Below are 22849 nucleotides of genomic sequence, written 5' to 3'. Positions count from 1 at the left end.
GAGCGTGCTGCGCTTATTTTCCAATACAGAAAGAACCGAAAATTTTACCCAACAGATCATCGGCACTAAAATCTCCGGTAATTTCACCTAGGGCATTTTGCGCCAGACGCAGGGATTCAGCCACCAGCTCACCGGCATGATAATCTACCAGCTGCTCGCGCGCTTCGGCCAGATAGTACTGGGTGCGCTTCATTGCGTCTAAATGACGAGTTCGGGCAATGAAGGTATCTTCTTCCGGCTGGAAGCCTGCATGGGCTGTAATCGCATCTATGAGCGATTGAACACCGGTTTCCTGCTTGGCCGACACGGTAATATGACGAAAACCCTGATAATCACCAATAACGGCTTCAGCACCAGTCAAATCTGCTTTATTACCAATCAGCATCAGACGTTTGGGTTCCAGATGATCGGCAAAATATTCCTGGGCCAAGGCCAGTGGATCTTCACCCTGACTTAAGTCATACACCAGCAGCAATAAATCGGCCTGTTCAATTTCTTTAATCGCGCGGCGGATGCCTTCTTTTTCCACCACATCACCGGTTTCCCGTAAACCGGCGGTATCGGTCAGGGTAATCGGCAAGCCATTTAAGGTGATTTTTTCATGCAGCACATCACGGGTGGTACCAGCAATATCGGTCACAATCGCCCGTTCAATCCCGGCTAAAGCATTCAGTAAAGATGATTTTCCGGCATTGGGTTTACCGGCAATCACCACCTGCAAGCCTTCGCGCAATAATTGTCCCTGACGTGCCGATTGCTGTACCACGGTGACTGAGCTGGCAACATCATCCAGTAGGGCCAGAATTTTACCATCGGCCAGAAAATCAATTTCTTCTTCCGGAAAATCAATCGCTGCTTCCACATGCAAACGCAGATGAATCAGTTTTTCTAAAACCGTATTGACCTTGGTTGAAAATGCACCTTGTAAAGAACGTACCGCAGAACGTGCTGCAGCCTGCGAGGTCGCGTCAATCAGGTCGGCAATCGCTTCGGCCTGTACCAGATCAAGCTTACCATTTTCAAAGGCGCGCATGGAAAATTCACCCGCTTTGGCTGCGGTCGCGCCGAGTTCCAGTAAACGTGCCAGCAGGGCATTTTGAATGACAGGGCCACCATGACCTTGCAGTTCCACCACATCTTCACCGGTAAAAGAGTTCGGATTGGGGAAACAAATCACTAAACCTTCATCCATCACCTCACCGCTAGCCTCATAAAACTGACGGAAGCCGGCAAAACGGGCTTTCGGCAGCTGCTTTTGGGTTAAGGCTTCAGCAATAGCATAGGATTTGGGACCAGACAGGCGAATTACCCCCACACCGCCACGCCCGGGTGGAGTGGCAATCGCAGCAATTGTTGTGGTTTGGGTCAGCATAAATTCACCTGTCGCAATGCTTAAAGTCGGGCCAAAAAAAATCCGCCTAAGAGTATCATCTTAAGCGGATTTATTCAGCTCGTCAGTACAACTTAGTTGACTGGGGTCGCTTCATCACGTTTGGCACGGTCTTTCTCAACAGATTTGTTGATCAGGCCTTGCTGCAAGATGGTGATCAGGTTGTTGACAATCCAGTACAACACCAGACCCGCCGGGAAGAACAGCAGGAATACGGTAAAGATGACCGGCATAATGCGGAAGACTTTAGCCTGCATAGGATCGGTCGGCTGTGGGTTCAGCATTTGCTGAATATACATGGTCGCACCCATGATCAGCGGCAAGATAAACCAAGGGTCCATTGCCGATAAATCCTGAATCCAGAGTAACCATGGCGCATGACGCAGCTCTACAGATTCCATCAGTACCCAGTACAGGGCCAGGAAGATTGGCATTTGCAGTAACAGCGGTAAACAGCCGGCCAACGGATTAACCTGTTCACGTTTGTACAGCGCCATCATCTCTTGCGAGAAGCGCATCCGGTCTTCACCGAACTCTTCTTTCATGCGCTGCATTTCAGGTGCAATCACACGCATTTTCGCCATAGAACGGTAGCTCTTCGACGATAATGGCCACAGAATCAGCTTCACCAGAATGGTCAACAGAATAATTGCCCAGCCCCAGTTCCCCACTAAGCCGTGGAAGAATTCCAAGCCTACAAACAGCAGTTTGGCAATTGGCCATAACCAGCCATAATCCACAGTCTGATTCAGACCAGTGGCCAGATCTTTCAGCTCTGACTGGATTTTTGGACCGCTATAGAATGTCGCATCGACTTCTGCCACTGTACCCGCCGGTACATTAATGGTTGGCGAAGTAAAGCCGATAATATTCATATTATCGCCTGATTTACGCGATTCCAGCTTGGCGCTATACGGTTGGCCATCGGCCTGGGTCAGTTTCAGGTTACCCGGTACCCATGCACTCACGAAGTAGTGCTGCACCACCGCAACCCAGCCGCCAGTCGCTTCAACATTCAGTTTTTCTTCAGTGAAGTTGTCGAATTTCAGCTTGTTGTAGTGTTCATCCGGTGTCCCCCAGGCGCCGCCCAGGAAGGTACCCAAAGTGAAAATGCCCTGGTCCGATTTACCCGGATCATCCGAGTTATCACGTTTGATCTGACCAAACATTTGACCTTGCCAGTTCTGGCCACTGCGGTTTACCACTTTGTGGTTGACCACAATCGGATATTCGCCTTGCTTGAAGCTGAAGGTCTTGATAATTTCTACACCGTCAGCGGTTTTGTACACCATCGGTACATTTAACACTTTCACCGCTTCACCGTCCTGATTCTGAACGGCTTTGGCATCTTCCAGGCTATAGCTTAATTTTTCAACTTCATAGCTTGGACGACCATTACGGCTGCTGTCTGGTCCATTCAGACCAATCAGGCCTGACTGAGCGACATAGGTACGTTTGTCATCGCTTTCAAGCATTACAAACGGTGCATCACTGTCTTTATTTTTGTCATGATTGAGTAATTCAACACGAACAATATCACCACCTTTTGGATTGATCCAAAGATGATAAAGGTCAGTTTGTACTGAAATAAGCTGCTGACTTACAGGTGCAGTGGCATCTGTGGTTTGAGTCTGCTGCGCTGAAATATTTGCCTGCGGTACATCAGAAGCTGCTGTAGCGGTTTGGCCATTTGGCAAATCTGCAGACACTTCATGTGAAACCACCGCAGCCTGTTGCTGTGGTTGGGTTTCAGCATTTCCATAATCTTTTTGCCAAGCCAAAATGAGCAAATAAGCGACAACAAACATGGCCCCGAGAATTGCAATCCTGGCCCATTGTTGCATATCTATTACCCCAAGTGGTTAGAGTGATTTTGGTTCAATAAACGTTCACGAAAGGGTACAGCAATGTGACCCGTTTGAGAATCTATTTGCTGAAATGAAATAAAACGAATTGCTTTGGCCGGTACAGGGTCATAGCCCGAACCACCCCACGGATGACAACGACAGATACGTCTGGTCGCCAGCCACACACCACGTCCGGCCCCATGGATCTGGACTGCTTCCAGGGCATATTGAGAACAGGTTGGAATATAGCGACAACGTGGTCCAAGAAGCGGACTAATCGCAATCTGATAGAAACGAATCAACCAATGCAGTAAACGTACCATTGGTCATCTCTACTGATGTGGGGAGGGAGCTATTTTAGAATGCTTTTTGGCAAGGCGGTGCAATTTCTGCCAAGCAAATTGTAATTGCTGATGTAACTCTGCATTTGGCACTGTTTCAATCCCCATTTTGGGCATCACCACAATATCCAGCACAGCCAATTGCTGTTGATGCAGGCGAAAACTTTCGCGAGCAAGTCGTTTTACTCGATTTCTTTCGTGTGCACGACGCACTTTTTTCTTGGCAACAACAATACCCAAACGGCTGTTCAGCAGTTCGGACGGTTTTGCCAGAAATAAGAAATGGGGTTGATGCACTTTAAAAAGCGCACCATCAAACACATCTTTATAATCGGCAGCACAGCGTATACGAAGCTCTGTGCTGAAGCCATAAAGTGATGTCATAACACCCAAGTCGATGCAGCGTGACTGATTAAACAGTTAAGCTGTGACGACCTTTTGCACGACGGCGAGCTAATACTTGACGACCAGCTTTAGTAGCCATACGAGCACGGAAACCATGAACGCGTTTACGCTTTAATTCAGATGGTTGGAATGTACGTTTCATGTCGAAACTCCAAAAATGATCTTTCTATAAAGGTCCGCGATTTTAGTGCTCATTGCTTGAGCTGTCAATCAAAAACACGGTTTTCCTTTAAATAAGCCTAATTTTTATAAAAGGCCTTAAGTTTATCCAGGAATAGGCAATTGTACATATTCTGGCTTATTCACAAGCTATCCTATTGTTAAAAAATATAAAATAAGTTATAAACAATATTATTCACATAATTATCCACAAGACCATGTGAATAAATTTATTCTCTGCAGGTTTAAATTCGAATTTAAATTTATTTTCAGTTTATCCACATCCGAGCACGCTCTAATATATAAATTCAAATTTATAAATTTAAATTTATTCTTATTAGGGTGGCTTTTTTATGTGGAAAAGCAATTTTTAAATTTAAAAAACATAGACTTTGCATGTGGATAACTGTGTTTTTATATTTTTAATACATTGTGGATAACTTTATGCTATATTTTATCCACAGCTTGCGGATAAACTTATTCACACCAGCTTTTAAATTTAAATTTAGATCTTGATGTTTGTTTTTTGGCTAAATTCGCTCAATTTCTCATGACAGATGTGGATAACTTGGTTAGAATGGCGACCCGCTTGCAGCGGACGAATGCGTTTTAAATTTAAAATGGAATAAATAGGGGTTTTCACATGCTTTGGACGGACTGCTTAAATCGCTTGCGACAAGAGCTCTCTGGGAATGTCTTTACGATGTGGATTCGCCCATTAGTTGCAGAAGAATCAGAAGATACTTTACGTTTATATGCACCGAACCCGTATTGGACCCGCTATATTCAGGAACATCATCTTGAGCTGATCACGATTCTGGCCGAACAACTGTCTGAAGGACGGGTACGTAAAGTTGAAATCCTGGTCGATTCCCGTCCGGGCGCCATTTTATCGGCCAGTGAACAGCCAGCGACCACCACCGCTGCTTTAGAGTCAGCACCGGCACCGGTCAGCCGTCCAAAAAAGGACAAAGAAGAGAGTGGCAGCAAAAACAGCCGCAAGCGTCAGTTAAACCCTTTATTTACCTTTTCTTTATTTGTAGAAGGCCGTTCTAACCAGATGGCGGCAGAAACCTGCCGTAAAGTATTGACCCATCTGGGCGCTTCACAACATAACCCGCTATTTTTATATGGCCCGACCGGTCTGGGTAAAACCCACTTGATGCAGGCAGTGGGGAATGCCTTGTTGCAGGCCAAGCCGAATGCCCGGGTCATGTATATGACTGCTGAAAGCTTTGTACATGACTTTGTCAGCTCGCTACAGCAGGGCAAGGTTGAAGAATTCAAGAAAAATTGCCGTTCACTTGATCTGCTCTTGGTCGATGACATTCATTTGCTGGCCGGTAAAGAAGCCAGTCTGGTGGAGTTTTTCTATACCTTTAATGCCTTATTGGATGAATCCAAGCAGATTATTCTGACGTCGGACCGTTATCCAAAAGAACTGACCGAACTGGACCCGCGTCTGGTGTCACGTTTTTCCTGGGGCTTGTCAGTTGGGGTAGAACCGCCCGATATTGAAACCCGGATTGAAATTCTATTAAAGAAAGCCGAAAGCAGTGGCGTCGATTTACCGCGCAACTGTGCCTTGTTTATTGCCCAGCAGGTGGTCGCCAACGTGCGTGAACTGGAAGGCGCCTTAAACAAGGTAGTCGCAATTTCCCGTTTTAAAGGCACCGCGATTGATCTGGATGTAGTGCGTGAATCTTTAAAAGATGTGCTGGCGATTCGTGCGCGTACCATCAGTACCGAAAATATCCAGCGTGTGGTCAGTGAATATTTCCGTATTCCACTGAAAGAATTGGTCGGGCCAAAACGTACCCGGATTTATGCCCGTCCGCGGCAGCTGGCAATGGGGCTGGCCCGTGAACTGACCGGTGACAGTTTCCCTGAAATTGGCATGGCTTTTGGTGGTCGTGACCACAGTACCGTGATGCATGCCTGCGAGAAAGTACAAAGCCTGCGCGAAGAAGATCCAATCTTCAACGAGGACTATAAAAACCTGCAACGCCTGTTGCAAAGTTAGGCCGGTTTGGTCAAATTCTGTTCTTGCAATGCGGCATATTCTGCCGCATAGTACACTGCTAAAAAATTAATTTTTATCTTCATCATCTTCAGTTGTTAGAGGAATGTACCGTGCGTTTAAAAATCGCCAAAGAAAGCTTACTCAATGTTCTATCACATGTTGTAGGAGCGGTTGAACGTCGCCATACGTTAAACATTTTATCTAACGTGAAAGTTCAGGTGACCGAACAGGCACTGACCATTACCGGTTCCGATCTGGAAGTTGAGCTGGTGGCCAGTACGGTTCTGGCTGAAGGTGCATGTTTACAGGCGGGTGAGACCACAGTGCCGGCACGTAAACTGATGGATATCTGTAAATCTTTGCCGACTGCGGCTTTAATTGACCTGCAGATTACTGAAGATCAGCGCTGTATTTTAAAATCGGGCAACAGCCGTTTCGTGTTGGGGACTTTACCAGCCGAAGATTATCCGTTATTGGCCACTGAAAATACTCAAGGCACACAGGTAGCGGTGACCCAGCGTGAATTAAAACGTTTATTTGAAAAAACCGCCTTTGCCATGGCCGTGCAGGATGTGCGTTTCTATTTGACCGGCACCTTGCTGGAAATTGATGAAAACCAGCTGCGCGCTGTGACTACCGATGGCCACCGTTTGGCATTATGTGAAACCGGTGCCTCCTCAAATGCGACGCAGCCAATTCAGGCAATTGTGCCACGTAAAGCCGTGGGTGAATTACAGCGTTTGCTCAGTATTGAAGATGAGCAGCTGTCTTTGTTAATTGGTCGTGAACTGTTAAATGTAACCATTTCCGTGCCAAGCCGTGACAAAGAGCAGGGCGATATTACCGTACGTTTCACCACCAAGTTAATTGACGGTAAATTCCCGGATTACCGCCGTGTGATTCCACGTGGTGGTGATAAAGTGGTGATGATTGCACATGACGTGTTCAAGCAGTCGTTACAGCGTGTGGCGATTTTAAGTAATGAAAAATTACGCGGCGTATTCCTGAACTTTAATGCAGATTCACTGCAATTACGCGCCAACAACCCGGAGCAGGATGAAGCGATTGAAGACCTGGCCGTGCAATACAACAATGCACCGCTAGAAATGTCGTTCAATGCTCAATATCTGCTGGATGTATTAGGTGCACTGGATGGTGATGATGTGGCGATGACCATGACCGAAGCCAACCAGTCGGTACTGGTGCAAGACCCAGCGCAGCAAGATCAAACCTATGTTGTGATGCCGATGCGTGTCTAAGCTTGTATGTGATCTGACACGATTATGCATATTACGCGTTTAAATATAGAACGTGTTCGAAACTTAAAAGCGGTTGCACTCGTCGGGTTGCAGCCGTTTAATGTCTTTTATGGTGCCAATGGCTCCGGTAAAACCTCGATTCTGGAAGCCATTCATTTACTGGCCACCGGTCGTTCCTTCCGTACCCATATCCCCAAAAACTATATTCAGCATGATGCCCAAGATGCGATTGTATTTGCCCAGTCGCCCACCGAAAAAATCGGCATGCAAAAACTGCTGTCTGGGGAACAACTGATTAAGGTCAATGGTGATCATATTGCCACCCAGGGGCAGCTGGCCAAACTGCTGCCGCTACAACTGATTGATCCGCAAAGTACTGATATTATCGACCACGGCGCCAAACCGCGCCGGCAGTTGCTGGACTGGATGATGTTCCACGTGGAACCGGAATTTTATCATGCCTGGCAATACTATTCGCGGGCCTTAAAACAGCGTAACAGCTTACTAAAAACCCGGCGTCATTTAAGCCTGGCAGAACTAGAACCGTGGAACCAGATGCTGAGCCAGTATGGTGAAATGCTGCATCTGCAACGCTACAGTATTATCGAGCAGTGGCAGCACTATTTTCAGCAGGATTTACAGCAGTTGTTGCCCGATTTAAATATTCGCCTGGAATACCATCCCGGATTTCATCCGGAACCGGGTTTAATGAGCGATTTGGTCAATCATCATCAGAAAGATGTGGAGCGCCGTTATACCGAATATGGACCGCATCGCGCAGATTTACGTTTAAAAACAGCGACGGGCGATGCCGATGTAGTGCTGTCACGCGGACAAAAAAAGTTATTGATCATGGCTTTAAAACTGTCACAGATTGCAATGCTGCATGCGTGCAATAAGGAAACTGTGGTATTATTAGATGATCTGACAGCAGAATTAGATTTAACCGCACAACGACGTTTAATTGAGCGATTGAGCCAACTTGGTAGTCAAGTTTTTATTACCACCTTAGACCATGAATCAGTGCAGAATCACTTACATGATTTGTCTATTTCCTATCAATTATTCAATGTTGAAAACGGTACTGTTCAAGTTGTTGTGCAATAGTTTTTTATCTTTGGATAGACCAGTTTTTACTAGGGAGAAACCATGAGTTCAGAAGATCAATCTGCCACTCAAACAGAACAAACCAATGAAAAGGCTTATGATTCCTCTAGTATCAAAGTATTACGTGGCCTAGATGCTGTTCGTAAACGCCCGGGCATGTATATCGGTGATACAGATGATGGTACCGGTTTGCACCACATGGTGTTCGAGGTGGTCGATAACGCGATTGACGAAGCGCTTGCCGGCCATTGTGACGAGATTCTAGTCACTATTCATGAAGATGAATCGGTATCTGTGGCCGATAACGGTCGCGGCATTCCAACCGACATTCACCCGGAAGAAGGCGTATCGGCTGCCGAGGTGATTCTGACCATCCTGCACGCCGGCGGTAAGTTCGACGACAACAGTTATAAAGTGTCGGGCGGTCTGCACGGGGTCGGGGTATCGGTGGTAAACGCCCTGTCGAGCAAACTGGAACTGACCATTAAACGTGCCGGTCAGATTCATCAGCAGGAATACCGTCATGGTGATCCGCAATATCCATTAACCGTGGTTGGTGAAACAGAAGAGACCGGAACCATGGTTCGTTTCTGGCCAAGTGCTGAAACCTTTAGCCAGACCATTTATAATGTTGATATTCTGGCGCGCCGTTTACGTGAGCTGTCGTTCCTGAATGCCGGTGTACGTATTGTCCTGAAAGATGAGCGTATTAACCTGGAACATATCTATGACTATGAAGGTGGTCTGTCTGAGTTCGTGAAATATATTAACGAAGGCAAAAACCATCTGAATGATATTTTCCATTTTACCGTGCAGGCAGAAAATGGCATTGGGGTTGAAGTTGCGTTGCAATGGAATGATTCTTATCAGGAAAATGTCCGCTGCTTTACCAACAATATTCCGCAAAAAGATGGCGGTACCCATTTAGCCGGTTTCCGTGCCGCGTTGACCCGTGGTTTAAACAGCTACATGGAAAACGAAAACCTGCTCAAAAAAGAGAAAGTGGTGGTTTCCGGGGATGACGCACGTGAAGGTTTGACCGCAATTATTTCGGTGAAAGTGCCTGATCCAAAATTCTCTTCACAGACCAAAGAAAAACTGGTGTCGAGTGAGGTAAAACCTGCGGTCGAGCAGGCCATGAATAAATCCTTCTCGGAATATTTACTGGAAAACCCGCAAGCGGCCAAATCGATTGCCGGCAAGATTATTGATGCAGCGCGTGCCCGTGATGCAGCGCGTAAAGCCCGTGAAATGACCCGTCGTAAGAGCGCGCTGGATATTGCCGGTTTACCGGGTAAACTGGCCGATTGTCAGGAAAAAGATCCAGCTTTATCTGAACTGTATCTGGTCGAGGGTGACTCTGCGGGTGGTTCAGCCAAGCAAGGCCGTAACCGTAAAATGCAGGCGATTTTACCGCTAAAAGGTAAAATCCTGAACGTGGAACGTGCCCGTTTTGACAAGATGATTTCATCGGCAGAAGTCGGCACCTTGATTACTGCACTGGGCTGCGGAATTGGCCGTGAAGAATATAACCCGGACAAGCTGCGTTATCACAAAATCATTATCATGACCGATGCCGACGTCGATGGTTCGCACATCCGTACCTTGCTGCTGACGTTCTTCTTTCGTCAAATGCCGGAGCTGGTGGAACGTGGTCATATCTATATTGCCCAGCCACCGCTGTACAAGCTGAAAAAAGGTAAGCAGGAACAGTACATTAAAGACAATGAAGCACTGGAAACCTATCTGATTTCCAATGCCATTGATGAACTGGCCCTGCATGTCAGCGCAGATGCACCGGCGATTCGTGGTGAAGCACTGGCTTCGGTGATTGCCGATTATCAGACCTCGCAAAAGAGCCTGAGCCGTTTAACCTTGCGTTATCCAGCCAGCCTGTTAGATGGTTTGCTGGCGCAAGAGGCGTTCAAGCTGGATCAGGCGCATGATCTGGATTATGTACAGGCTTGGGGTGAGCAGCTGTGTGCCTATATCGCGGCCACTCAAAGCAGTTTACGTCCTGAACTCAGCATCGAAACCTTTGACAAAGAAGATGCGGAAGGACAGAAGTCTGCGATTTACTGGCCACGTATTACCATTTATGTGCATAACCTGCCACATGCCTATTTGCTGGATGCCGGTTTACTCGGTTCGGGTGAGTACGCACGTTTGCTGAAGAACTCGAAGAGCTGGTTTAGCCTGATTGAAGAAGGCGCGTACTTGCAAAAAGGCGAGCGCAAGATTCAGGTCAACAGCTTCCATCAGGTCTGGCAGCATATTCTGCAGGACTCACGCCGCGGCATGATGATCCAGCGTTATAAAGGTCTGGGTGAAATGAATGCCGAGCAGCTTTGGGAAACCACCATGGACCCGGAAAACCGTCATATGCTGCAGGTGACCATTGAAGATGCGATTGAAGCAGATCGGATGTTCTCATGTTTAATGGGCGATGATGTGGAACCACGTCGTGCTTTTATTGAAGAGAACGCCCTGAATGCCGATATTGATGCCTAAGGGCATGATTTAAAAAAAGCGCCTGCGGGCGCTTTTTTGTTGGCGCGATGGATTAGGGCGTGAGAATAATTTTGCGGCAATCCTGTTCGCGTTGATCAAAAATACGATAGCCCTCGGCAGCATCGGCCAGTTTCATACGGTGGGTAATAATCACTTCGGGGGACAGGTCGCCATTTTCAATGCGTTCCAGTAATTCGGGCAGGTACCGATGCACATGGGTCTGGCCCATCTTGAAAGTCAGGCCTTTATCAAAGGCATCACCGAACAGGAAACCATGAATTGGACCGGCATAGACGCCCGGCACACTGACCACGCCGCCACGGCGCACTGCGGCAATACACTGGCGCAAGGCAAAGCCGCTGGAGCCTTCCAGTTTCAGGTTGGTCATCACGGTTTCAATCATGCTGCCTTTGGCTTCAAAACCAATTGCATCAATGACCGCATCGACACCCCGATGGCCGGGAGTATTGTCAATAATAAACTCGGCCGCATCCATTTCATCAAAATTGACTGGAATCGCGCCATAGGTTTCATGGGCAAACTGCAGCCGGTAATGGTGATGATCGACCATAAAAATCTGTTCAGCGCCAAGCATCCGTGCACAGGCCGCTGACAGTAATCCCACGGGTCCGGCACCATAAATGGCTACACTGGAGCCTTTGCCAATTTGTGCATTGGTCACCGCCTGCCATGCGGTTGGCAGAATATCGGTCAGGAATAGCACTTTTTCATCTGGCAGTGAACCGGGAACTTTAAAAGGACCGATATTGCCTTTGGGGATTCGCACATAATCGGCCTGTCCACCCGGCACGCCGCCATAAAGATGACTGTAGCCAAACAGCGCTGCACCCGGTGGAATCTGTTTTTTATTCAGAATGGCGCCGCGGCCCGTATTGGTATTTTCACAGGAGGCAGTCAGCTCATGTTCACAGAAAAAGCAGTGACCACAAGCAATCACAAAGGGAATAATCACCCGGTCGCCTTTTTTTACCGCTGTGACCTCGGGGCCGACTTCTTCGACCACGCCCATAAATTCATGTCCAAAAATATCGCCGTGTTCTGTGGCCGGAATTTTACCGCGATATAAATGCAGGTCTGAGCCACAAATGGCGGTGGCAGTGACGCGAAGGATAACATCATCCGGTTCCTGAATAATTGGGTCAGGCACCGATTCAACTCTTACATCTCGGGCTCCATGATAGGTTAAGGCACGCATAGAATTTCCTCTCTTGGCTAGCAGAAGGCCAGACCCGCGCATTGAGCCGGCCACATTTCTTCATGATGAGATGCGCGGCTGTAAATTTATGTATAAAAAAACCGGCCAAGCTGTGTGCAAGAGGGCTTTATATTGCAGTTCAGTAAGTGCAATCAGAGCTAAAACGGAGAGGAAAACAGCTATTGGTGAGCATCCTCCTTGATCTTTTTAAAGAAAACAGACGGGCTAAAAAGAGGAGTGATCATAAAATGGAAATAAAAAAAGATAGCCACTGGGGCTATCTTGAGGGGAAGGTTTCGGAAGAAACGGGATTAACTGTTCTGGAATGATTGTTCCAGGGTTTCCAGTTCCATCATCAGTTCCAGCATGGTTTCTTCGGCCTGTTCCAGCGTGGCTTTTAAGCTGGTCTGTTCATTCATCAGCTTGAGCAGATCTTCTTTACGCGAAGCTTCATACAGGCTGCTGTCAGCCAGCTGTTCTTCAATACTGGCCAGACGGGGCTGGATTTTTTCAATCTGGCTTTCACATTGTTCAATTTTTTTCCGCAGCGGACGGGTTTCTTCACGGCGCTGCGCCGCCAGTTTGCGCTGTGCTTCTTTATCAACTTTGGCCGGTGCGGCAGTCTTGTTGGTACTTGCGCTGGCCTGTGCCAATGCGGTTTGGGCATTGATCTGCTGCTGACGGGCCTCACGTAACCATTTGGCATAATCCTGCAAATCACCGGAAAATTCAGTACAGCGTCCGGCATGCACCAACAGCAGGTCATCACAGACACTGGCGATTAGCTGACGTTCGTGCGATACCAGTACCACTGCGCCTTCAAAATCCTGTAAGGCCATGCTCAGGGCATGACGCATGTCTAAATCCAGATGGTTGGTCGGTTCATCCAAAATCAGTACATTCGGGCGCTGCCAGACAATCAGCGCCAAGGCCAGACGGGCACGTTCACCACCGGAGAAGCTTTCGCACGGCGTATCCATGCGTTCACCGCTAAAACCAAAACTGCCGAGAAACGAACGTAGGGTGGCTTCACTGATCTGTTTGTCGGCCAGACGTGACAATTGCAGCATCGGGCTGGCTTGTGCATCCAGTGCATCCATCTGATGCTGGGCAAAGTAACCAATATTCAGCAGTTCAGAGGCTTTGCGCTGGCCATTTAAAAGCGCTAAATCACCAACCAGTGATTTAATTAGAGTAGATTTACCGGCGCCGTTCATGCCCAGCAGGCCAATACGCGAGCTTGGGGTAATCTGCAGACTGATTTTGCTGGCAATACTTTTGCCCGGATAGCCAATTTCGGCCTGATCCAGAGTCAGTAAGGGTGAACTCATTTTGGTGGGTTCACGGAAACTGAAGGTAAACGGGGTATCGACATGCGCCGGTGCCAGCAACTGCATTTTTTCCAGCTGTTTAATCCGGCTTTGCGCCTGACGCGCCTTGGTAGCTTTGGCTTTAAAACGGTCAATAAATTTTTGCAGATGTGCGCGGGCTTCAACCTGCTTTTCAAAGGCCTGTTGCTGCTGGGCCAGACGTTCGCTGCGGGTCACTTCAAAGGTCGAGTAATTGCCGGTATATAAGGTCAGTTCCTGATTTTCGATATGCAGGATATGATCGGTCACTGCATCGAGAAAATCGCGGTCATGTGAAATCAGGATTAAAGTGCCTTCATAGGCATTGAGCCAGTCTTCAAGCCATAAAATGGCATCCAGATCCAAGTGGTTGGTTGGCTCATCCAGAAGTAGTAAGTCGGAGCGGCTCATCAGGGTGCGTGCCAGATTTAAACGCATGCGCCATCCACCGGAGAAACTGGAGACATCCAGACGTAGCTGATGTTCCATAAAACCGAGACCGGCCATTAACTGGGCGGCTTTAGATGGGGCAGAATAGCCATGAATTTCATCAAAACGGCCATGTAATTGTGCCAGTTCGCTGTTACTGAGCTGTTCAGGTTGTGCCAGCTGTTTCTGAATCTGCCAGTATTCTTCATCGCCCGATAACACAAAATCCAGCGCCGGCATATCTAGGGCTTTGACTTCCTGGGCCATGTGCGCAACGGTCCAGCCCGATGGACGGGTCAGGCTGCCTTCATCTGCCCCCAGTTCTCCCAATAAGGCGGCAAATAAGGTCGATTTGCCGGCGCCATTGACTCCGGTGAGGCCAACTTTCCAACCCGGATGGATCTGCATGGACGCTTTTTGAAATAAGACACGACCACCACGGCGTAAAGAGACTTGGTCAAATTGAATCATTGGACTCACTAAACTCAGGAACAGAATGCGCCTATTCTAAAGGATGCGCTCTGGAAAACAAAAAGCTGGCGCAGTTTATTTCAGGTGCTACAGCAACACATCGAAAAAAATAATGAAAAAGCGGGCGCCGTGTCATCTATCGGAAAGCAGCTATGCAGGGTTTTTTTATAAAACCAAGCCCGATATATTAAAATTTCTGATAAAAAACAAAAACAAATGTACGGTGACAAAAATGAAAAACGGAGTTTTGTTGTTGTCGACACTGGCCTTGTGTGGCGTCAGTGGCCTGGCTCAGGCCAATCCGCAGGTCTGTGTTTTTGATCTGTTGGGACGGGCCGGAGAATCCTATAAATTGCTGGAAGAATGGGCCTTGGCCAGCAAGCGCTGGGGCAGCAATGTCAGTCTGAAAGCCTATCAGGATGAAGCCCAGGTCGAGCGCGATTTTAAGGCGGGCAAGTGTGATGGTGCCTATATGACCTCAATGCGAGCGCGGCAATACAATAAATTTGCCGGTTCGATTGATGCACTGGGCGGTGTGCCAAGTAATAGCATTGCCCAGAAAGCCATTAGTTATGTGCTGGACCGGCGCAATAACCGCCGTCTGGTGACCCGGATTGGCCAGGAAACCTTTGAAGTGGCTGGCATCGGCCAGATTGGCTCGGCCTATATTTTTGTTAAAGATCGGGCCATGAACTCGGTTGAGCACATTAAAAACCGGAAATTTGCGATTCTGCATTATGATCCGGCACAAAAAATGATGGTGGAGCGGGTCGGTGGTATTGCAGTCGATTCCGATATTTCCAATTTTGTACGCAAGTTTAATCAGGGCGAGGTTGATATTGTGGCCGCACCGGCCTATGCCTTTAAACCGCTGGAAATTGAAAAAGGTTTGGGCACACGCGGCGCCATGATTGATTTTCCGGTGGTCAATGTCACGGCGGACCTGATTATCCGGCCAGAAAAATTCGCAGATGGTTTTGCAGTGCAGTCCCGGCGCTGGTTTGTCCAGCAGATTCCGAAAAACTTTGCCATGGTGAAACGTCTGGAAGCGGAAATTCCAAATAAATACCGCACCCGACTCAGCAAGGAAGATCAGGACAAATACCAGAAACTGCTACGTGATGGCCGCATCGAACTGACCGAAAAAGGCATTTATGATGGCTCAATGATGCGGGTCCTGAAACGGGCACGTTGCACGGTAGAACGTACCAATTTTGAATGTTCACTTGGTGGCGAATAGAGAAAATGGTTATAAGTTTGTAAAAAAGTGGCCGTGATGTGTAAATTTTCACTGCGCTGCCTGAAATTTTTAAGCCATTGAAAATACTGCTGATCTCTGCAATTTGTGGGTTTGAGATCAGCAGCTGTATAAATTGAATTGGTCACGATTTAAAAATATTTGGAGTAAAAGCTCTATTTTTTTAAAAACAAGTTGCTTAATATTCAGCAAGTGTATGGACACTCTTGATGAAAGACGATTCTGTAAGGACAAATACAATGAAAAAAACAATTCTCGCGCTTTCTGCGCTGGCTACTTTGGGTATGGCCAGCAATGCTCAGGCAGCCAAAGTCGATGTATGTATCTTCGATTTACTCGGCAAATCTGGTGAATCTTATCAAATGGCCCAGGAATGGGCGCTGGCCGCGAAAGGCTGGGGCGCAGACATCAACCTGATTCCCCGTCAGGATGAAGCCGTGGCCGATAATGACTTTAAAGCCGGCAAATGTGATGCGGTTTTCCTGACTGCGATGCGTGCCCGTCAGTACAATAAATTTGCCGGTTCAATTGATGCGCTGGGCGGTGTGCCCAGCAATGCCATTGCCCAACGTGCAATTACCTTTGCACTGGACAAACGTAATGCCGGCAAAATGGTCACCAATCTGGGGGGGAAAAAATATGAGGTGGCGGGAATTGCACCTTTAGGTTCAGCCTTTATTTTTGTCCGTGACAAGAATATTGATTCAATTGAAAAAGCTGCCGGCAAGAAATTTGCGGTACTGGGCTATGACGATGCACAAAAAATTATGGTGCAACGTGTCGGTGCTCAGGCGGTAATCTCCGATGTCTCTAACTTTGTGGCGAAATTTAATAATGGCCAGGTCGATATGGTTGGTGCGCCAGCCTATGCCTATAAGCCGCTGGAAATCTATAAAGGCTTGGGCAGCAAAGGCGCCATGTTTAATTTCCCGGTACTGCATGTCACGGCTGATTTAGTAATTAGTCCGGAGAAATTCCCGGCTGGTTTTGGCCAGAAATCGCGTGACTGGTTCTCGAAAAACCTGCCAAAAAGTTTGGGCATGATTAAACGTCTGGAAGCAGGCATTCCAGCCAAATACAAAATGAACCTGAGCGCGGAAGAGAAAACCAAATACCAGAAACTGTTACGTGAAGGGCGGATGGATATGACCAAGCGCGGTATTTATGATGCGTCGATGATGAGCGTACTCAAACGTGCCCGCTGTTCTGTCGATAAAGCCAACTTCGAGTGTTCACTGGGCGGTGAATAAGCTTCATTTTTAAGGAAAAACAACCCGGCATCTGTGCCGGGTTGTTGCATCTGGAACCTTGTCACTTGGGCCATTGCAGTTCAGGTCAAATCACGTAAGCTAATCAAAAATAATAGTTTCATCTTTGCCCAAGCCTAAAAAATAGAGATGAGTTGTTTCATCCAAGGCATACAGACAGGAGGAGCAGGAGAGCGTGATCTCCAAGGGTAAAAAGAACAATGATGGATAGGCAAAAACAGCTTTTTAAAATATTAAACACTTCAGTACAACTGAAAACAACAAGAACAGCGATAAAGGAAAGATCAATGAAATATTATGCTCAAGGCATCGCACTGGCTGCAGTGATGGGACTCGGTGCGACTGCAGCACAGGCCAAGCAGACAGTGTGTGTCTTTGATTTGGTGGGAAAAAGTGGTGATGTGTATGCGCTGATGCTGGACTATCAGCTGGCGGCCAAAGCCTGGGGCGCCGATATTGAACTGCGGGTCGGGCAGAATGAAGCGGTAATTGCCGAAGATTTTAAAGCGGGTAAATGTGACGGGATTAGTGTCACCGGTATGCGAGGGCGTCAATTTAACAGCTTTACCGGTTCACTGGATGCGATTGGTGCAATTCCCGATTTAAATCTGGCGGTCAAAGTCATGCAGGGGCTGGCCAGTCCGAAATTTTCCCGCTTCATGACTCAGGGCCAGTATGAAGTGGCTGGTGTAGTGCCTGTTGGTGATGCCTTTTTAATGGTCAATGACCGTAGTATTAATACCGTGGCCAAAGCTGCCGGTAAAAAAATTGCGGTCCTGGATTATGACCAGGCACAAAAAATTATGGTGCAGCAGATTGGCGCGCAGGCAGTCAGTTCAGATGTCACCAACTTCGGCAGTAAATTCAATAACGGTCAGGTCGATATTATTGGTGCGCCGGCCGCCGTGTTTAAGCCACTGGAGCTGCATAAGGGCTTGGGCAGTAAAGGCGCGATTGTGAATTATCCGATTTTACAGGTGACTGGCAATATTATTATTCGCCCGAACAAGTTCCCGGCCGGTTTTGGCCAGAAATCACGGGAATGGGTCAAAGGTCAATTACCGCGTGCCTTTAACATCTTGGGTAAAATGAAAGCCGATATTCCGCAAAAATACTGGATGAATATTCCGGCAGCCGACAAACCGGGCTATCAGAAGATGATGCGTGAGGCGCGGATTGACCTGACCAAACGTGGCATTTATGACAAACGCATGATGAAGCTGCTGTGGCAATTCCGCTGTAAGCAGGATCCGAAAAACTTCGAATGCGGCCTGCAGGATGAGAATTACAAACAATCTTGATAAAATTAGTCTGAATTGACTTTGAATTGAACATGACTGACCATATATTGGGTATGTTATACTTGATATGTGGTCTTTTCTGTTAAAAGACATTTGAATCGAACGAGGAATCCGACATGAATGCCCAAGCCCTTGTGCTGACTGACAATGCTGCGAACAAAGTACGCCAATTGCGTGACAGTGAAGGCAACCAAGATTTAATGTTACGCGTTTATGTGACCGGTGGTGGTTGTTCGGGCTTCTCTTACGGCTTTAACTTTGCTGAAAGCATGAATGAAGATGATGCTGAATTCGTGAATGGTGACGTAAAAATGCTGGTCGATTCACTTAGCTATCAATATCTGGTCGGTTCAGTGGTGGACTATTTAGAAGGTCTGGAAGGTTCACGTTTTGTGGTTCAAAATCCGAATGCGACCACTACGTGTGGCTGTGGTTCTTCTTTCTCGATTTAAGCAGAATTTTAAAATACTAAGCCCTCTATTTTGAGGGCTTTTTTAATATCTTTTTTAATACAAAGAGATTGGCCTAGACTGCGGTCAATGTTCCTAAAATCCGGTAGCCTTTGGCCCCGGTCACAGCCGGGAAATTGCCACTTTGCTGGTTCAGAAAACGCATCGCCAGCCAGGCAAAAGCAGTGGCTTCCACCCAGGTCGGGTTAAGGCCTAAATCCGCCGTGGTCTGTACACTCCACTCATGTTTGCGTAAGCGCCAGCGCAGCTGTTCCAGTAAATAGGAATTATAGGCACCGCCACCACAGACATAGACTTCACCGGTGTCCATGCCCGAGCGGTAAATGGCTTTTTTAATCGCGCGGGTGGTCAGTTTTAACAAGGTGGCCTGTACATTTTCCGGGGTATCTTCCAGTTCCTGATAGGCCAGGTCATTGCGCCAGTCGGCAATCTGTTCATCCAGCCATTCCAGGTTAAAATCTTCACGGCCGGTGCTTTTTGGCGGCTCTTTGGAAAAATATTCATGTGCCTGTAGCCGGTCCAGCAGACTGCGAATTGGCTGTCCATAAGCCGCCCAGTTGCCGTTTTCATCATAAGGCTGGCCGGTGTAGCGTTCACACCAGGCATCCATCAGGATATTGGCCGGGCCGGTATCAAAACCATAGACTTTTTCCGTCTGTCCGGCAGGCAACATGCTGACATTGGCAATCCCGCCCAAATTCAGAATCACCCGGTGGATGCTGTCATGCTGGAACACATCCTGATGAAAAGCTGGTACCAACGGAGCACCTTGTCCACCGGCAGCCATATCACGCCGGCGGAAATCCGAGACCACCGGCAGCTGGGTTATTTCGGTAATAATATTTGGATCACCAATTTGCAGGGTAAAGCCATGTTCAGGCCGGTGGCGGATGGTCTGGCCATGTGAACCAATGGCACGAATCTGGCTGCGATCAAGCTGGTGTTCTTCAATCAGGCGGTTAATGCCATGTCCAATCATTTGCGCCAGCGCCACATCGGCCTTGCCCATCCGGTCAATTTCATTGTCATCCGGCAGGGTCAGGGCCATCAGTTCATCGCGTAAATCGGGATCGAAGCTCAGGGTCAGGGTGGCATGAAGCTGTAAAGGATCAAAAGAAGCAGCAACAATATCGACACCATCCATACTTGTGCCGGTCATTACCCCAATATAGATCGCTGTCATGGTTATTCTTAAGCCTGCAATGTGCTGAAAAAGTGTTAGTATATCGCACAAATTGAATAACTGATGTGTTTGGGTTTTGTGATGTCAAATTTCTTGCCAGCTGAAGAACAACTTGCCCTCATCCAACGAGGTACGCATGAAATTATTTCTGAAGAAGATCTTCTAAAGAAATTAAAAGAGAACCGTCCTTTAAAAATTAAAGCGGGCTTTGACCCGACTGCACCTGACCTGCATTTGGGTCATACGGTTTTAATTAACAAGCTGAAAGTGTTCCAGGATTTGGGGCACGAGGTCTTCTTCCTGATTGGTGACTATACTGCCATGATTGGTGACCCGACCGGTAAGAGCGCGACCCGTCCGCCGTTGTCACGCGAGCAGGTACTGGAAAACGCCAAAACCTATCAGGAACAGGTGTTCAAGATTCTTGATCCAAACAAAACCAAAGTGGTGTTTAACTCGGAATGGTTTGCCAGCAAAACTGCGGCCGATTTAATTCAATTGGCCTCACAGCAAACCGTGGCGCGTATGCTGGAGCGTGATGACTTCACCAAGCGTTATAACAACCAGCAACCAATTGCGATTCACGAATTCCTGTATCCGCTGGTACAAGGCTATGACTCAGTGGCTTTAGAAGCCGACGTAGAGTTGGGCGGTACTGACCAGACCTTTAACCTGCTGATGGGCCGTACCTTACAGGGCCGTTATAACCAGGAAGCACAGGTGTGTATTACCGTGCCAATTCTGGAAGGTTTAGATGGCGTCAACAAGATGTCGAAATCATTGGGCAACTATATTGGTGTATTTGATGCCCCAGGCGCGATGTACCAGAAAGTACTGTCTATGCCGGACTCACTGATTGAGCGTTATTTTGACCTGCTCAGCTTCAAGTCTGTGGCAGAAATCCAGCAGTTACTGAAAGAAGTGGCGGAAGGCCGTAACCCGCAGGATGTGAAAAAGATTCTGGCGCTGGAACTGGTCGAGCGTTTCCACGGTGCGGAAGCTGCAGCCAATGCGCATAAAGGTGCCGGTAACCTGATTACCGAAGGTGAATTGCCAGAAGGTACACCAGAAGTGACCATTTCACGTGGCGAATATGGCGGTGAGATTTTCATTGCTTCTATTTTACGTGCGGCAGGTTTAACCAAGAACGCGGCACAGGCTAAAGATGCAGTCGGTCGTGGTGCAGTGAAAGTTGATTGGCAACCAGTCGATGCCTCATTCTCGGTGAAAGAAAACGTAACTTTGATTGTACAGGCCAGTAAAAAGGCCATTGCCAAAGTCACCTTTACCGACTAAAAACGCAGTTAAGTAATTGAATTAAAAAGCAGGCTTCGGTCTGCTTTTTTTATGATATTGCTTATAAGATATTTAAATATTTAAATTTAAAAAAAACCTTATAAAAACAAGAATTAAATTTTTCCGATTGTCTTGATTTTGTCATATTTTATGTTTAAGATTTATCCGTCTAAATATGTGGTGTCTACATATCTAGAGGGTAAATTGCTATTTGATGACGTTTCATCCCCAAGAAGCGCGGAAATAGCCGAAAATAATAATGACAATAACATATGGATCCGTAAAAGATTCAACTCCGAGGGAGAGATTTTGGGAGAGATCTCTTTCTTTTTTTTATCCAAAATTTAGCCTTTGACCTGAAAAAAGCGGTTTTTTTGAGCAGCTGGAGCGGTGTCTGCCCATGGTTGCCCGCTGCAAAAATCCGGCGTATAAATAAATCCGGATCATCATTTCCATATAAAAAATAAACTCGAGCCAGAGGGAGCGCATGTATTCCTATAATACCGATACCCATGATCAGCAGCTGGATGCCATTTTACGTTTCCTGTTTGAATATCAGCCGCAAAGTGAAAAGCAGTTTGCCTATCAACCGGTCAAGACACTGTTTGAGCAATTAGAGCTGTCGGCCATGTATCAGCTATTTGCCCTGATTCACGAGCAACTGCCGCGCAAAGCCAGACTGCTGTTTGCTGCCGAAGATTATCGCGGTAAACAGGCACTGGTCTTAGAGGTCATGCAGCATATTCGCGAACGGGTTTAACTATTGTCATGAAATCTTGATCGTTTTTTCATCTGCCTTACATGTTCAGGCCACAGACTCAGACAAACAATTCCAATTAAAACACTGAGTCTCAGGGTAATTGCCAGATGAACGTATTGAATAAAAAAACCATATTATCAATAGCCTGTCTTTCTGTTTTCATGACAGCCTGTGGGGATAATGACCGTCATACTGCTGCACCGACGCCAGTAGTCGAGGGTAAAGCCGTTGAACTGAATATTCTGCATATTAATGACCATCATTCCCATTTAGATGAAGAGCACTGGAACTTTAGCCTGGCACAAGGGGCTGAGGAAGAAAATTATAGCGTCAGCCGGGGTGGTTTTGCCCGCGTCGCCGGTTTAATCAACCGTCTGGCAGAGGAATATCCGAATGTGATTAAACTGCACAGTGGTGATGCGATTACCGGCGATTTGTATTTCAACCTTTCTGAAGGTAAGGCGGATGCAGATGCCATGAATACGGTCTGCTTTGACAGTTTTGTGCTGGGTAATCATGAATTTGATGCCAAAGATGCAGGCCTACAGAAATTTATTAACTATCTGGATGCCGGTAACTGTGCCACACCAACCCGTATTGTATCGGCCAATGTGAATTTCGGCTCATCTTCGCCGCTGTATCAGACTCAGCGCATTGAAAAGTCTTTTATATTTGAACGCTCTGTACACGACAAATTTCACAGAACCCTTATCCTATCAGGATTCTGCTTTCTTAAAATTGCCAAAATTTCCTTAAACTCTTCTTTTTTCCCAAAACCAATTAAACGCTGAATCGCCATTTGAACA

General features: G+C 47.2%; 18 protein-coding genes and 1 pseudogene. 11 read left to right on the top strand and 8 right to left on the bottom strand.

What is annotated here, in order from left to right:
* Positions 1–13: 13 nt before the first annotated feature.
* The 5 genes from mnmE to rpmH form a co-directional block, all read right to left on the bottom strand.
* Positions 14–1369, bottom strand: a complete 1356-nt coding sequence (gene mnmE, locus FTT64_RS12085) for a tRNA uridine-5-carboxymethylaminomethyl(34) synthesis GTPase MnmE (RefSeq protein ID WP_180182437.1) — start codon at positions 1367–1369, stop codon at positions 14–16.
* 95 nt (positions 1370–1464) lie between these two features.
* On the bottom strand, positions 1465–3234 hold the full coding sequence (yidC, locus tag FTT64_RS12080) for a membrane protein insertase YidC (RefSeq protein WP_005181113.1): 1770 nt from the start codon (positions 3232–3234) through the stop codon (positions 1465–1467).
* Between the two features lie 5 nt (positions 3235–3239).
* Entirely contained in the window at positions 3240–3560 is a 321-nt protein-coding gene (gene yidD / locus FTT64_RS12075) for a membrane protein insertion efficiency factor YidD (RefSeq protein ID WP_045795963.1), read from the bottom strand.
* Between the two features lie 9 nt (positions 3561–3569).
* On the bottom strand, positions 3570–3962 hold the full coding sequence (rnpA, locus tag FTT64_RS12070) for a ribonuclease P protein component (RefSeq protein WP_005181120.1): 393 nt from the start codon (positions 3960–3962) through the stop codon (positions 3570–3572).
* 28 nt (positions 3963–3990) lie between these two features.
* Positions 3991–4125, bottom strand: coding sequence for a 50S ribosomal protein L34 (gene rpmH / locus FTT64_RS12065; RefSeq protein WP_000831329.1), 135 nt, complete (start codon positions 4123–4125; stop codon positions 3991–3993).
* A gap of 660 nt (positions 4126–4785) precedes the next feature.
* Between rpmH and dnaA the strand changes: the two genes are divergently transcribed.
* The 4 genes from dnaA (at position 4786) to gyrB (ending at position 11042) form a co-directional block, all read left to right on the top strand.
* Positions 4786–6165, top strand: coding sequence for a chromosomal replication initiator protein DnaA (dnaA, locus tag FTT64_RS12060; protein WP_005181121.1), 1380 nt, complete (start codon positions 4786–4788; stop codon positions 6163–6165).
* A 110-nt stretch (positions 6166–6275) separates the two neighbouring features.
* On the top strand, positions 6276–7424 hold the full coding sequence (gene dnaN, locus FTT64_RS12055) for a DNA polymerase III subunit beta (RefSeq protein WP_016659767.1): 1149 nt from the start codon (positions 6276–6278) through the stop codon (positions 7422–7424).
* 24 nt (positions 7425–7448) lie between these two features.
* Positions 7449–8531, top strand: coding sequence for a DNA replication/repair protein RecF (gene recF / locus FTT64_RS12050; RefSeq protein ID WP_005181126.1), 1083 nt, complete (start codon positions 7449–7451; stop codon positions 8529–8531).
* Positions 8532–8573: 42 nt separating this feature from the next.
* On the top strand, positions 8574–11042 hold the full coding sequence (gene gyrB / locus FTT64_RS12045; protein WP_168405797.1) for a DNA topoisomerase (ATP-hydrolyzing) subunit B: 2469 nt from the start codon (positions 8574–8576) through the stop codon (positions 11040–11042).
* Positions 11043–11094: 52 nt separating this feature from the next.
* Here gyrB and FTT64_RS12040 read toward each other — a convergent pair whose 3' ends face one another.
* Positions 11095–12258, bottom strand: coding sequence for a zinc-dependent alcohol dehydrogenase (locus tag FTT64_RS12040; protein WP_104470784.1), 1164 nt, complete (start codon positions 12256–12258; stop codon positions 11095–11097).
* Between the two features lie 311 nt (positions 12259–12569).
* Positions 12570–14507, bottom strand: a complete 1938-nt coding sequence (locus FTT64_RS12035; protein WP_127800781.1) for an ATP-binding cassette domain-containing protein — start codon at positions 14505–14507, stop codon at positions 12570–12572.
* Between the two features lie 232 nt (positions 14508–14739).
* Between FTT64_RS12035 and FTT64_RS12030 the strand changes: the two genes are divergently transcribed.
* The 4 genes from FTT64_RS12030 (at position 14740) to erpA (ending at position 18786) form a co-directional block, all read left to right on the top strand.
* Positions 14740–15747 carry a putative solute-binding protein gene (locus FTT64_RS12030; protein ID WP_034598267.1) on the top strand — a complete coding sequence of 336 codons (1008 nt, stop codon included), beginning with the start codon at positions 14740–14742 and terminating at the stop codon, positions 15745–15747.
* 257 nt (positions 15748–16004) lie between these two features.
* Positions 16005–17015: a putative solute-binding protein gene (locus FTT64_RS12025; RefSeq protein ID WP_016659761.1), complete on the top strand. Its 1011-nt coding sequence runs from the start codon at positions 16005–16007 to the stop codon at positions 17013–17015.
* 344 nt (positions 17016–17359) lie between these two features.
* Positions 17360–18334, top strand: a complete 975-nt coding sequence (locus FTT64_RS12020; protein WP_171066731.1) for a putative solute-binding protein — start codon at positions 17360–17362, stop codon at positions 18332–18334.
* A 116-nt stretch (positions 18335–18450) separates the two neighbouring features.
* Positions 18451–18786, top strand: coding sequence for an iron-sulfur cluster insertion protein ErpA (erpA, locus tag FTT64_RS12015; protein WP_005181144.1), 336 nt, complete (start codon positions 18451–18453; stop codon positions 18784–18786).
* Positions 18787–18859: 73 nt separating this feature from the next.
* On the opposite strand, the gene FTT64_RS12010 is transcribed toward erpA, so the two are convergent.
* Complete coding sequence (locus FTT64_RS12010) at positions 18860–19987, bottom strand: anhydro-N-acetylmuramic acid kinase (RefSeq protein ID WP_180182436.1); 1128 nt, start codon at positions 19985–19987, stop codon at positions 18860–18862.
* A 63-nt stretch (positions 19988–20050) separates the two neighbouring features.
* Between FTT64_RS12010 and tyrS the strand changes: the two genes are divergently transcribed.
* The 3 genes and pseudogenes from tyrS to FTT64_RS11995 all read left to right on the top strand — a co-directional run.
* Complete coding sequence (gene tyrS, locus FTT64_RS12005) at positions 20051–21283, top strand: tyrosine--tRNA ligase (RefSeq protein WP_005181149.1); 1233 nt, start codon at positions 20051–20053, stop codon at positions 21281–21283.
* A 487-nt stretch (positions 21284–21770) separates the two neighbouring features.
* A complete protein-coding gene (locus FTT64_RS12000) occupies positions 21771–22043 on the top strand; it encodes a hypothetical protein (protein WP_005181154.1) in 273 nt (90 codons plus the stop codon).
* Positions 22044–22150: 107 nt separating this feature from the next.
* A pseudogene (locus FTT64_RS11995) lies at positions 22151–22597 on the top strand (metallophosphoesterase); the annotation flags it as partial.
* Positions 22598–22849: the final 252 nt, after the last annotated feature.

It is taken from the genome of Acinetobacter sp. Q186-3 (genome assembly GCF_013420655.1).
GTDB lineage: Bacteria > Pseudomonadota > Gammaproteobacteria > Pseudomonadales > Moraxellaceae > Acinetobacter > Acinetobacter indicus.
The sequence above is the reverse complement of the archived record's forward strand: the minus strand, read 5'-3'. Positions and strand labels throughout refer to the sequence as shown.

Bases quoted from the DNA above. Each gene is read 5' to 3' on its own strand.
- FTT64_RS12030 (WP_034598267.1), top strand. From the start codon at position 14,740: ATGAAAAACGGAGTTTTGTTGTTGTCGACACTGGCCTTGTGTGGCGTC.
- gyrB (WP_168405797.1), top strand. From the start codon at position 8,574: ATGAGTTCAGAAGATCAATCTGCCACTCAAACAGAACAAACCAATGAA.
- FTT64_RS12010 (WP_180182436.1), bottom strand. From the start codon at position 19,987: ATGACAGCGATCTATATTGGGGTAATGACCGGCACAAGTATGGATGGT.
- FTT64_RS12000 (WP_005181154.1), top strand. From the start codon at position 21,771: ATGTATTCCTATAATACCGATACCCATGATCAGCAGCTGGATGCCATT.
- dnaA (WP_005181121.1), top strand. From the start codon at position 4,786: ATGCTTTGGACGGACTGCTTAAATCGCTTGCGACAAGAGCTCTCTGGG.
- yidC (WP_005181113.1), bottom strand. From the start codon at position 3,234: ATGCAACAATGGGCCAGGATTGCAATTCTCGGGGCCATGTTTGTTGTC.
- recF (WP_005181126.1), top strand. From the start codon at position 7,449: ATGCATATTACGCGTTTAAATATAGAACGTGTTCGAAACTTAAAAGCG.
- FTT64_RS12040 (WP_104470784.1), bottom strand. From the start codon at position 12,258: ATGCGTGCCTTAACCTATCATGGAGCCCGAGATGTAAGAGTTGAATCG.
- FTT64_RS12020 (WP_171066731.1), top strand. From the start codon at position 17,360: ATGGGACTCGGTGCGACTGCAGCACAGGCCAAGCAGACAGTGTGTGTC.
- FTT64_RS12035 (WP_127800781.1), bottom strand. From the start codon at position 14,507: ATGATTCAATTTGACCAAGTCTCTTTACGCCGTGGTGGTCGTGTCTTA.
- erpA (WP_005181144.1), top strand. From the start codon at position 18,451: ATGAATGCCCAAGCCCTTGTGCTGACTGACAATGCTGCGAACAAAGTA.
- rpmH (WP_000831329.1), bottom strand. From the start codon at position 4,125: ATGAAACGTACATTCCAACCATCTGAATTAAAGCGTAAACGCGTTCAT.
- rnpA (WP_005181120.1), bottom strand. From the start codon at position 3,962: ATGACATCACTTTATGGCTTCAGCACAGAGCTTCGTATACGCTGTGCT.
- FTT64_RS12025 (WP_016659761.1), top strand. From the start codon at position 16,005: ATGAAAAAAACAATTCTCGCGCTTTCTGCGCTGGCTACTTTGGGTATG.
- tyrS (WP_005181149.1), top strand. From the start codon at position 20,051: ATGTGTTTGGGTTTTGTGATGTCAAATTTCTTGCCAGCTGAAGAACAA.
- yidD (WP_045795963.1), bottom strand. From the start codon at position 3,560: ATGGTACGTTTACTGCATTGGTTGATTCGTTTCTATCAGATTGCGATT.